8 protein-coding genes are annotated in these 12,397 nt (G+C 54.2%); all 8 read right to left on the bottom strand.

The annotated features are described in order from the left end of the window. Nucleotides 1-184: 184 nt before the first annotated feature. The 8 genes from CD58_RS03620 to CD58_RS03590 all read right to left on the bottom strand — a co-directional run bounded on the left by CD58_RS03620 (nucleotide 185) and on the right by CD58_RS03590 (nucleotide 12,388). Nucleotides 185-886, bottom strand: a complete 702-nt coding sequence (locus CD58_RS03620) for a hypothetical protein (RefSeq protein WP_025211710.1) — start codon at nucleotides 884-886, stop codon at nucleotides 185-187. Between the two features lie 279 nt (nucleotides 887-1,165). Then, entirely contained in the window at nucleotides 1,166-1,615 is a 450-nt protein-coding gene (locus CD58_RS03615; RefSeq protein ID WP_025211709.1) for a DUF2247 family protein, read from the bottom strand. Nucleotides 1,616-1,797: 182 nt separating this feature from the next. After that, on the bottom strand, nucleotides 1,798-2,190 hold the full coding sequence (locus tag CD58_RS03610) for a hypothetical protein (protein ID WP_025211708.1): 393 nt from the start codon (nucleotides 2,188-2,190) through the stop codon (nucleotides 1,798-1,800). A 155-nt stretch (nucleotides 2,191-2,345) separates the two neighbouring features. After that, nucleotides 2,346-2,645 (bottom strand): hypothetical protein, encoded by a 300-nt coding sequence (locus CD58_RS03605; RefSeq protein WP_235195309.1) that lies wholly within the window; start codon nucleotides 2,643-2,645, stop codon nucleotides 2,346-2,348. 333 nt (nucleotides 2,646-2,978) lie between these two features. Beyond that, entirely contained in the window at nucleotides 2,979-3,530 is a 552-nt protein-coding gene (locus CD58_RS28955; protein WP_080712499.1) for a suppressor of fused domain protein, read from the bottom strand. Continuing rightward, entirely contained in the window at nucleotides 3,530-4,258 is a 729-nt protein-coding gene (locus CD58_RS31760; protein WP_419178830.1) for a GH-E family nuclease, read from the bottom strand. The genes CD58_RS28955 and CD58_RS31760 overlap by 1 nt, the downstream gene beginning before the upstream one ends. A gap of 361 nt (nucleotides 4,259-4,619) precedes the next feature. Continuing rightward, nucleotides 4,620-5,009 carry a barstar family protein gene (locus CD58_RS03595; protein WP_025211705.1) on the bottom strand — a complete coding sequence of 130 codons (390 nt, stop codon included), beginning with the start codon at nucleotides 5,007-5,009 and terminating at the stop codon, nucleotides 4,620-4,622. 2 nt (nucleotides 5,010-5,011) lie between these two features. Continuing rightward, complete coding sequence (locus CD58_RS03590; protein ID WP_025211704.1) at nucleotides 5,012-12,388, bottom strand: DUF637 domain-containing protein; 7,377 nt, start codon at nucleotides 12,386-12,388, stop codon at nucleotides 5,012-5,014. Nucleotides 12,389-12,397 lie beyond the last annotated feature (9 nt).

The raw sequence follows: 12,397 nt of genomic DNA, 5'->3' as shown, positions 1-12,397 counted from the left end.
GGTGTATCAGCTGGTTAGTCGTTAAGTAAGTGCCATCCGGGACAGATTTATTTATAAACCGAGCAAAACCAACAAATCTGCCCTCTGCGTTTCACAAAATAAATCTGTCCCCTTTTTTGCACAAAATAAATCTGTCCCCTTTTTGCATTCGTTTTTCTATCCATAACAATTCTAAAGAAACTCTTTAATGCAACAACACACTTATTTGCTCCGACAAACCAACCGATATAAATCCCCGTTCACCGTCATCAAACTCACCCACCTTCTTAAAAAGCAGACCTTGCTTTTCAGATAGCAAATAATGAAAACTCAAATCTTCCTCTACATCCCCCGACCATCCCCTATCAAGAGCAACTCGAACATCAAACCCCTTAGGGAGCGCTGCCACATATGAACAACGCTCTGTCTCAAGCACACTAGCGACGGTTTCAATAGACAGCTTCGACAGGCGCAACGCACCAAAAAACTTAATTTTTCCTTCCGCCTCGACAATGTACTCTTGCGAGTTACTGCCACCAACAACCTCATACCCCCTAAACTTCAATGCCCCCCACAATTTTCGATGGCGGACAATCCGTGTATCTGGCTGCCATGCCGAACTACCTAGAAAAAACCACAGATCGTAATCAGGAAATTTCTTCTCAATTAGATCATACAAATAACTTAATACTGAGGATACGGAATCGCTTGACGCCCCGGCAGTCAAAAAGCTTGCCACCGAGAGCTCCCCGCCCCCTCGCTTCCCCGCACAGCGAATGTTAAACACCTCATTATTTACTAACAAATCAGGCGCACTCGTAACTTTAATATCAGTAGTCATAATGATTCCCGATTTCATCATTAAAGTGGGAGCCGCGATTTTGAGGATTCCCAACACCAAAGTCATGACCTCCCGCATCATCTCGGACTCTTACCGTTTTCAAAAAAAGGGGACAGATTTATTTTAGATCACCGAGCAAGCCAATAAACCCACCCCCTCTGATCTCATAAAATAAATCTGCCCCCTTTTCGAAAACCAACCACTTCCAAGTAACACGCGAATAATAGCAAGAAATCAAAATCGTCAGGCAATGCGTACATATGCCACCTATATCAAACTTCAAATTCAGCGACGTACCGGCGGCACAGTGTCGGGGAGAGGAACATGTGCCCCTTTTTTGCTAAATCATGAAGACAAAAGCTGACCCTGCAGTTTCTTCACTACCCAACTCATCGCCACTAGTGGAGAAACTTCCCCTTGGGAATATACGCTGCACAAAGCCATATCCTCTGGATAGTCAAAATCTGCATAAACCTCTTGAAGTCTACACACCTTATTTTCCTCACTATCACCAGACCGACCAATACATAACAAAAATGCCAGCCGCCACTTATCCAGATCCGAGACAGCATCTTGGCCTTGTTGTTTTTTCTCGATCAACCCAAGAAGCTCTTCATCACTTAAGTACTCCCCACCAGCAATTAGGGCAACTTCCTGACCAGCATCCTCACTCATCAACTGACCGATAGCATAATCGAAAACATCTGATCTTTTCACCCAGCCTTTTCGAAACCCTAAAAAAATGGTCGACCAGCACACCAACCCTAATTCAGACAAAATTTTGAATGGAGACATTTTCCCTCCTTATCTTCTTGGGACAAAAGGGGACGGGACAAAAGGGGACAGATTTATTTTAGAACACCGAGCAAGCCTATACCCCTCTGACCTCATAAAATAAATCTGCCCCCTTTTCGGTAACTCTATTCATATTCCATCCTACCTCGATGAAAACAGGAGAATGGAGATCTATTTGCAAACTAAACCACTACAACATCACCGGAATCCAAATAAATTGAATAGGCCTCATACCCACTACCACTATCGGCCTCAACGACGATCGTGTCGCCAGAATGGAATGTTATCTTCAACCCTGCGCCTTCAAACTCTTTAACCGACGCGACATCTTGTAATAAAAAGTCCAGTAAAGGCGCACTCGTATACGAATCAGAAAACTCTCGCCGCCCTAAAGTGCCGCCGACCTCATACGTCAACCCTCCTTCTATACAGAAAGAGACTTTATATGGAGGCACACCTGGGGCCACTTGCGGACGTGCAAATTCCAATTTGGTGATTGCCACCCCAAAACTAACCATTTCCAAGTAACACTCGGACAATAGCAAAAAATCAAAATCATCGGGCAGTGCGTACATACGTCACCTATGTCAAACCTCAAGTTCAACGCCGAACCGGCAGAAGGAAAGGGGACAGATCTATTTATAAACCAAGGAAAGCAATGAGCCTGACCCTCTGCGCCTCACAAAATAAATCTGAGAATCATCTGGCCCCTTTTCAGTCTTTTGCACCATCAGTCCTTTATGCGTCCTAAGAACTCGATCATTGCTAGTGGATCTCGCTCTACCAGCTCTTCGATCAGATCTTCCGCCGCCCAGTGAAGAATCATGTCTACCCCATCCCCATCCTTGCAGAGGATGAGATCACTTGACAAAAAAGAGTCTACAACATTGACATCTCTCTCACTGAGTGCCATCAGACCACCGTAACCATCATAAGGAATGACCCAATAAAAGCGCTCATTCTCTATCCAGTAAATCCCGAACACCTGCACGGGCTCTTCTCGCCCAATTTCTCTAACAATCATATCCACATCACCCAATAGTTCTTCCGGGCTGCAGCGCAGGCGGCAGCTGCTGCGGCGTGGTGATTTTCATATCATATGCCTTATCGGTGACCGAGTTGTGCTGGTAATGAACGGTTATATTTTCTCCGCTAGGTAGTCGGTGACTTACTTCCATTTTCCTCCATCCCTCACTCCGTGGAAAATCTTTATCGCCCGCTAGTTTCGTATAAGGAAAGGGGACAGATCTATTTATAAACCGAGCAAAACCAACAAATCTGCCCCTCTGCGTTTCATAAAATAAATCTGTCCCCTTTTCACTTTGTCCCCTTTTCACTTTTCACAAATATACTTTAACACTTACTAAACAATAGACTCTCTATTCAGCTCCATAAGATCAGGATTCGCACGCTCAAGCACATCCTCAAATTCACTCCAACCAATAGCCTTTACAAAATCCGCCTCTTCTTTGAGCAATGGAATCAACCATACCATCACAGTATGGGGTGAAGATTTTTTATACACCGAAAAAACCTCATCAAATACAACTGGAATTGAGGCATAAACTGAATTTACCGCTACACCCGGAATCAACGGAGCACTTGGCCCTACAACATCGCCACGAAGCAATGCTTTATTGCAAGCCAAAATATAATCACAAAAAGAAAGCATAAAAGATGCAATCGCTTCAGCGGAAAACGTCTCATAGGTGGTAAAAACAAGCTCTTGCCTAATTTCACGCTCTTGGGGCATGGATAACAAAAAATCACTGAGACCAAGCGTGACATAGGTCACCACACCATCAAAGGGCTGATTTCTAACACGAACAACCTGCACTGGGTTGGAACCTTCTCTAAAACTCCAACCCTGCTCTAGTAGCCCAAGCGTATTTTCTATGTGTGAGATTAAAGTCATTACTCAGCAGGCCTCGCCCCACGTGAACGGTTACAGCCCGGACATTCGAGCCTCGTACCCTGATTGTATTCATCCAAAACTTCTGAGCGCGTCTTCCCGGAAAGGTCACGCTGACTCCAAGGGGGCTGATGGTCTACATCCCAGTCTCTGCGGCCCTGTCCGGGTGCAACGCTCACATCCTTATTGCAAGTAGGACATGCTTTCGTCTCCGGAGTAGAGCCACTTGCCGCGTTATCCCAAGAATCTTGTACCGTTTGTTTTCTAAAGCCGGATGGTCGCTTTGTTACATCTGCTGCACCTTTTGCAGCATCTCCTACAGCCCCAACCTTAACCCCGGTTGTACCACCCTTACCCCCAGCCGTCGACGAGAACAGCCCCCGGTCCTGACTCAATCCATCCGCCGCAAGCTCCGTCAGTAATGCAGCACCATCGCCTTTATCGGTACGCGTCTTCTCGATGATGCCGGTATTGATGGCCCGCTCGTTACTTCGAGTAATTTCCCAAAGCGCTGCCGAACGATCGAGCCCGGCGCTCCTGCCGTCATGCAGCATCTTCTCATTGGCCGGAATCTCATCCACCAACTGCTTCGTCACTTGCAAACAGCTCGCCGGGTTATTCCGGCAATACTGTCCGAACTCTTTGTTCCGAGTCGTATCAAGGTTGTTGTAATAGTCCCTGACGGATTGGCAATCCGCCGGGGAGGCGCACGTATTGAGCTTCTGTTCTATTTCGACCAGTTCAGCATGGAACAGATAGTTGAATTCCGTCGCTTTCTTGGCGATCGTCGAACCTGTATTCAGGTCGCCATCGACCGCAGCCGCTGCCAGGGGAAAAAGGGGACAGATTTATTTTAGAACACCGAGCAAGCCCTAACCTCATAAAATAAATCTGTCCCCTTTTCGCTACTCGAGGGAGCACTCGGCCAGACGTTTTAATTTTTTATAGGTGTATCAGCTGGTTAGTCGTTAAGTAAGTGCCATCCGGGACAGATTTATTTATAAACCGAGCAAAACCAACAAATCTGCCCTCTGCGTTTCACAAAATAAATCTGCCCCCTTTTTGCAGTCCCCTTTTTTGCTCTTTTTGCTCTTACATAACGAACACTAAATGGAATGGCGTTCTGCTTTCCGCCCAATACTCAGCAGCTTCCAGCCAAGCCGTTACAAAACACCCCAACGCATATGGGGCCTGAGACCATCCTTTAGCTGCATCGCGTAGAACAAGACAATAACCATCAGCAGGCAACCAATCCATATCACCCAAACACTCATCAAGAGCGTCCCAGTTGCTTCCAAAATAATCTGGAAACTGCATCGCCGACGCGACAACTGCAAACAAATCCTTATCTGACCTTACATTCGCTACTGACCTCGCTATTACCATATCCCCTAGAGAGTCCAACTCATCTTTAATCTCCTCAGCGCGGACAAAGTGGATCGAAACTGCCGACGCTTTTTTCAAGTAGCTCATACTCGCCATGACTACCTCCTGACCGGATCAACTTGAATGAAACTTTCGTAATGATCGTCTGTGTAGTACATCCTACCGGAGTTTGCATCTTGAACTACCCGACGTGTGCCGCGATTACTCGCGCCTGGTGTATCAACGGTATACTCACGGTAATCTCCATCTGGCAGCTTACCTTCTTTGTTCCTGAAGATGGTTCCATCTTTACTGTGGGGAAAAGGACCGCCAGCTTCGATACGATCAAGAGTCTTATTTACCTCAGCTAAACGATCAGCATCCTTGAGTGGAAGATTCCTAGCCCCTTTTGCACCATCGGCCCCCACAACCCCAACCTTAACCCCGGTTGTACCACCCTTACCCCCAGCCGTCGACGAGAACAAATCCCGATCCGGATTCAACGCATCCAACGCAAGCTCCGCCAAAAACGCCTCACCATCGCCACTTTCGGCGCGGGACTTCTCCACGATGCTGGTGTTGATAGCCTGCGAATTACTCTGACTAGACAACCAGAGTGATATCGAACGTGCAAAGCTGTCTTTAGCCCCGGATACCCTGACGTCCTGCAACAACTGTTCATTAGCAGGAATCTCATCCACCAGTTGCTTTGTAACTTGCGCACAATTCGCCGGATTCCGCTGACAGTACTGTCCGAACTCTTTGTTCCGAGTCGTATCAAGGTTGTTGTAATAGTCCCTGACGGATTGGCAATCCGCCGGGGAGGCGCACGTATTGAGCTTCTGTTCTCTTTCGACCAGTTCAGCATGGAACAGATAGTTGAATTCCGTCGCTTTCTTGGCGATCGTCGAACCTGTATTCAGGTCGCCATCGACCGCAGCCGCTGCCAGAAGCCCCGTCAGTTGCGACAGCATCAGTTGCAGATCTTTGTTTTCACCCGCCACCTTGGCCATGCCGGGAATCAGCGCTTCATTCAAACCGGCGGCAACCGCACCGGTCTTGAAGTCGCTGCCCGTCAGCTCAGCCAGCAGGCCACCCATGATCGCGTGGGCAACAATTTTCTGTGGGCCGCCATCGGGGAACTTGATGGTATCGCCCACCCAGTTGAAGCCGGTCGCCATCGCCACATTGCCGGCCTCTCCCAACAGGGCAGCATTGAAATTGCTGCCGAAGCTGCCACCACCGATCGCGGTGGAGATACTGCTGGAGATCACTGCTTGCCCGGTTGTGCGGATTGCAGTGTCAGTCGCGGTGTTCCAACGGAAGATATCCTTAGAGGAGTTACTCGCGCTCGATGCCGAACCTGCCGACCCCGCCGAACCCGTCGACGGCTCGACGCCTTGAGTGGTCGTGCTGGAGCTCTCCGCACTGCTAAACCATTCTTTGTCCGCGTATGCCGATGCATAGGCGGTAAAACCGGCAATCGCCGCACTCTTCAGGCTATCGGCGCTGACTGTTTCCTTCAGCGCAAGTCCCAGGTTGCCTTTGTTCTCAATAGTGCTGGTGACCGCCGTGGTGCTCAGACTCGTGGCGACCGCAAGATTGGTTCCCGACAATCCGAAGCCTGCCGGCCCCATGATGAACGACATCAAAATCGCGATGGCGATCTTGGCGCCGGCCCCCAGACCGGAGTTGTCATACTTGAAGCTGTCGTGGATTTCCTTCACCTGACGCCAGTCAATGTCGCCACGCGCCTGGGCCTCTTTCATCCAGGCCAGGTCTGGTTCAGCCTTCACCATTGCATCGATGGTTTGGCTGACGCTCTGCTGATCGACTTGCTTGACGTCGATGCGTAGTCCATCGACGGCCTTGATTACCAACTTGCCTTGGGCAACCAGAGCGCTCTGGCGCAAGGTTTCGTCGGTCCGTCCCTCGCCTTTCATCTTGTACCAGGACAGGTCGCTTTTACTCTTGGTATGGCTCTCGTCGTGGAGGTCCTTGACCCCTTCGAAGGTGATGCGCCCACCGCTGTCGATGATCAGGTCGTTGCCGCTTTGCAGCTTCGCCAGTTGATAAGTCTGATCACCACCGCTGACCAGCATCAGGTCGCCTCCGGTGGTGATTTCACTCCCGACATGGGTGAGTTGAGTCACCTCGTCTCGCCGTGCGGCTTTACTGCCCCAGCTCCCCTTCTTTTTCATGTCATACAACGAGTAATCACGATTCTGCTCAGCCAGCAGACTCAACTGCTTACCCGCCACCAAGTAGGCTTCGTTACCCGCCGCAATCTTGCTCGCAACCATCAACAGATCATTGCGTGCAGCAACCCTTACATCACCTCCAGCCGTGAGCGTGGTCGCCTGCTGCGAGACATGGTCTTCTTCCTTGTTGATCTTCTTGCCGCTGCGTTTGTAGCGGTATTCGCTGGAGTCCTGGTTAGCCGCCGAGATCAGGGCGACATCGTTGCCGCTCAGGTTGATGTCGCCTTTGGCCCCGAGATGGCTGGCGACTACGGTCAGGTTGTTGCCAGCGGTGACGTTCAGGTCGCCACCCGCCTTGACTTCACTGGCGTGCTGAACGGTCTGGCTCTGCTCCCAGAAGTGGCGTTTGTCCTTACGCATCGAGCCGTTTTCTTCGCGAGCTGCGGAGATGACGATGTCTTTGCCCGCGCTCAGGTCGATGTCGTTGCCCGCCGTGATGGCGCCGCCCACGTTCAGTAGATCACCGGCCGCCCGAACGCTGACGTTGTTGCCGGCCTCGATGCGCGCCGCATTGTCGACCACCGAGGTTTTCGAACTGAAACCGTTGCCACTGTTCTCGATAGTGGTGATGGTCCGGTCATTGCGGATGTCACCGGTCAACGTCGACAGCTCGACATCCTTGCCCTTGAGGATGCCGCCTTGCATGTTGACCAGGTCTTTGCCCGCGACCAACTTGAGCCGCTCGCCCGCCTCAGCCAGACGCGTGTTGATCAGATTGTTCCCGGCTGCCGCCGAGAGGTTCTCGCTGGCACGCAGCGTCCCGGCGTTCTTCAGGTCGGTGCCCGCAATCAGGGAGAGGTTCTTGCCCTGGATCAACGCGCCATCGGCCATGAGCCGGTTGTTGGCCTGTGCCAGGTAAAGCACCGGCACCAAGACATGTTGACCATTGACGACCTGATCTTCCATCCAGACGATGTCGTGGGTCAGCGCGGCGACTTGTTGCGAAGTCAGGGTCACGCCAAGGGCCAGGTTCAGTTGTTCCTTGCTGGCGATGGCGTTGTTCATCAGGTACTTGAACATGCCTTCGTCGCTGGTCTGTCCGGCAATGAAACGCTGCCCAGTGCGGGCCAGCACCGCCTGTTGGATCAGGCGTTGTTCGTACAAACCATCGCCCAGGCGCTTCCAGCTGGTGTCGGGGTCATAACCCAGGTTATCCAGCAAGTAGTCCGAACTCATGAACTTCCTGAGGTCGGTCAGCGCGGGGTTGGTTTCAATCAGGTATTTGGGGCCGGTGATGACCCGGCTGGCGTCCGAGCCCTGGACAGTGGCCCGGCTCTGGTCGTGGCTGTCTTGCGCTGCGGCCGCGCTGTCGACGACACGGAACAAGCCATTTTCGCCAGTCGGCAAGGTGAACCCGGGCATGGTGGTCGGGTTGACTTGTTGTTGGGCCAGATCAGGCGGCAGCTGCGGGTTGAGCACCACGACCGCTGGTTGTGCGGCGTTGGCAACATCGGTTGCCGCTGATTTTGCCGTGCCCGCCAGGGGCGCCTGGAACTGCACGACACCGCTGTTCGCCAGCTGCTGCGTAGCCTGGATGCTGATGTTGCCGCCCGACTGAACAACCGCCGGTGCCAGCGACGCCCCTGGCGTCACGATCGTGATATCACCGACCTGACGGAAGCTGTTGAGCGCGTCGACGGGGACTTGTTTCGGGTTGGCCTGGGCGTTGTAGGGGACGATGTACCTGCCCCGGAAACGCTCGTCGGTTCCGTCGGTGACCCTGCCGGTGTTCCAGGTCCGCGTCCTGACGCTGGTGCCGGAAGCAGCGCCAATGTTGGCAAAATTGTCTGCCGTGATCTGCAGGTCGGCAGCCGAAGCCATCACGCTGTATTGGTTGGTCACCGCAGAGCCATCAACGGTCAGCTTCGCCCCACTCATCAGGGTGGCACTGGCCGAGTCTTCAAGCACTACGCTCTGGTAGGTTTCATTGGCTATATAGTCGACGTTGTGATGATCGCCGCCGCAGTCATAGCATTTGACACTGATGGAGCCTGACACCAGCTCATCGGTAGTGGTAAAGACGTCCTTGCGATTGATCAGAGTGTCGCTGCGCAGCGACATATCCTTCGCTGACTCCAGGGTGCCGGAGATGTTCTCCAGCAGCACGCTGCGAGCGACGCCATCTCGTGCCGCGACATTAAGTGCCCCCAGGCTGTAGACGTCCGCGCGATAGTTGGTGAAGCGGTTGAAACGCAGGGCCATGTCCGCGCCGCTGAAGATCAGGCCGCGATCGTTACGGGCCTCGCTGGCAATCAGTTCGACGGTGTCGGCGCCACCCAGCGTGCCTGTATTGACCAGGCTCGTGGCGGCCAGGGAGAACTTGCCGCCGCCGGTGATCCGTCCGGCATTGTTCAATGCACCGAGACTGGTGACGGTGGTAGCGCCACCGCCAGCCAGGCGCGAACCGTTGGATAGATCGACGCTGGCGGCGCTCAAATCGAATTGATTGACACCGCTGACGCGGCTGTTTTCGGTACCGACATACGCGCCGGTCAGCCTCAGATCCAAATCAGCGTCGCTGCTGATGGTGCCCGCGTTGTTCCAGGTGCCGCCCGTGGCCAGCAGGCTTTGCACCGCGATCAACTTGCCGGTGCTGGTCTGATTGAGCTGGCCCACCTTCAGGTTCAGGACATTGGCCTGGATATCCGAGCTGTTATCCCAACGCGCCGCGTCGACGGTCAGCGTGCCCGAGGTCATCAGGCTGCCGCCGATGTTGCTGAACCTGGCGAGGTCCACGCCTAACGTGCCGGTGCCCACATGACGAACGTTGCCGCCTGCGTTTTTGAAACCAGCCATCTGCAAGGACAGGTCTTGGGTGGCGGCTTCGATGATGCCGCTCTGGTTATCCAGCAGTTGATCAACCGTGAGGGTCGCGGTACCCAGCTTGCCCACCGAGCGCAACTTGCCGCCCTGGTTGTCAATCGACGCGGCGCCAATCAGCAGGCCATTGGCGCCCTCCACCAGGCCGCGCTGGTTGGTCAGTGCGCCGGTAAGACCGAAATCGATAGTGTCCGCCGCAACCCGTCCGTCGCTGTTATCCAAGTCATGGGCACGTACCGTCAGAGCCTGTTTGGCAAGCACTGCGCCGTTGCGGTTTTCCAGCGTGGCGGCGGTGATTTCAGCAGTCCCGGACAAGGCCGACACCTGCCCGCCATTGTTGAGCACCGCTTGTTCTGCGCCGAGTTCGACGGACTGCGCCTGGATCAATCCGGCATCGCCGCCTACGGTGAGCGATTCGCCGTTGTTCAGTACCTTGTCGAGGGCGGCTTTCAGCCAGCCATCGACACTTGCCAAGACGCCACCACGGTTATCGAGACTGCTCGCCTCGACATCCACATTCCCGGCCTGGGTGATGACGCTGCCGTCCTGGTTGATGAGATCGCCGGAGATATCGACTATCAGGTCGCCCTGGCTGAGCAGACTGCCATTGGAGTTATCGACAGCACCACCGCTGATCGTCAGTCCCTGCTCGGTGCTGATAATCGCCTTGCCGGTATTGAACAGTTGTTGGTGAGCGGTCAGGCTCATGGCCTTGACCGAGGCGATATAGCCATCGTCGCTGTTGCGGATGCTGTCTGCGGTCAGGGTCAGCTTCCCCTGGCTGACCAACTTGCCGTTCTGTTGATTGAAGCTTTTCAGGGTCGCAACGAGATCACCCTGGCTGGTGATTTGACCTCCGCTATTTTCAGCATTGCCGCCCCCAAGGGTTAGTGCAGCGTCGGACGCAATTTTGCCGCCGCTGTTATCCAAGGTTTTCGCGTCGAGCTTCAGGAGGTTGTTACTGCTGATGACGCCTGCGCTGTTTTTTAGCGTCCCGGCGACCAGGGTCTGCTCACCGTCGCTGGCGATGATCCCTTTATCACGGTTATCCAACGTTCCAGTGGCCAGCGCTTGAATTTTGCCTTGGCTAACCAGCGTACCGGCACGGTTGTCGATGGCCTTGCTGTCGAGCGTCAGGGTCTTGCCGGCGGAAAAAGTGCCGCCGCGATTGTCGAGGGTTTGCGTGGTCGTGACTTTCAGGTCGCGACTGGCGATGACGCTCTGCCCGCGGTTGTCGATGTTGGCCGCCGTGAGTGCGACGTCACCGACTTGGTTACGGGTGCTGTCAACGTTGACCCCGGCTTCGATGATGCCAAGGTTGTTGAGCTGACCGTCGGTCGTCAGCGTGACATTGTCGCGGGCGGCAATGGCGCGTCGGTTGTTGATGACGCCCTGGGTCGTCGCCTGGACATGGCTGCCAGCGTAGATCGTTTCCCGGGCGTCCAGGCTTTCAGCCTTGATATCCACGGCCCTCGAGGCCGTGGCTTGCGCCAGACTCAAATGCCCATTGGCATCGAGCTGGATATCGCCGCCACTGGCGACCATCTTGCCGTCCAGCTTCACCCCGACGCCGGCTTCGGTGCCTACCAGTTTGATGGCACCCGCGTACATGCCGCCCAGAGCCGAGGAGTCGATGGCCAGTTCGGGTTTGGCACTGCCGTCGTCGGCACGGGCGGTGGCGTTGAGGGTGCCCGCATTGACGTCGTTGCGCCCGGCGACGATCGTCAGGTTCTTCGCCTGGATCTCGGCGTTGATTTTCGCGCTGCGGGTGATGATTTCGAAGCGGTCAAAGTTGTTAGCGTTGAGGCCCGCGCCTTCGATGGACACGCTGCCCTGATCCACCTGATAGCGGTTCAACTGACCGTTTTCGATGATCGGTTTACCCGTCGTCAGGGTCGCCTTGGGGGTGTTGATAAACCCGCAGCCATTACACGTAATGCCATGTGGGTTGGCGACGATGACATGGGCCGATTGCCCGGCCACTTCCGTGTAGCCACGCAGTTGGCTGGGATTGCCGCCGTTGACTTCGTTGAGGATGATCTTGGCGGCCGTGCCCTTGAGGTTCGGGTTACCCAGGATGATCCCGCCCAGTTGCGTGGACTGGGCGGGGTTGGTGGCGTTGTTGAGGATCACGCCGTTGCTGCCGACGTTGTAATCCTTGAATTTGTTGTGGGACAGACCGCTGCCGTTGGGCTTGGCGATGTTGACGATGGGCACGCCGTTGCCCGCCTGACCGAGGCTGGTGCCCGGCGCGCTGACCACGATCCCGCCCGCCTGGGCCCACATCGGTTGCCAGAACATGACGTTGGCCAACAGGAACGCCAGGCCACGCTTGGGCATGCCCCAGAATTGCTCGCGGGTTTGCAGGGCTGCGGAAGGTTGGCGGGCCGGAAGGGTGTATTGACGGTCGTCCATGATCAAGTC

The organism is Pseudomonas brassicacearum, from assembly GCF_000585995.1.
Taxonomy (GTDB): Bacteria; Pseudomonadota; Gammaproteobacteria; order Pseudomonadales; family Pseudomonadaceae; genus Aquipseudomonas; species Aquipseudomonas brassicacearum_A.
Note: the sequence above shows the minus strand (reverse complement) of the source record. Positions and strands in the feature narration are given on the sequence as shown.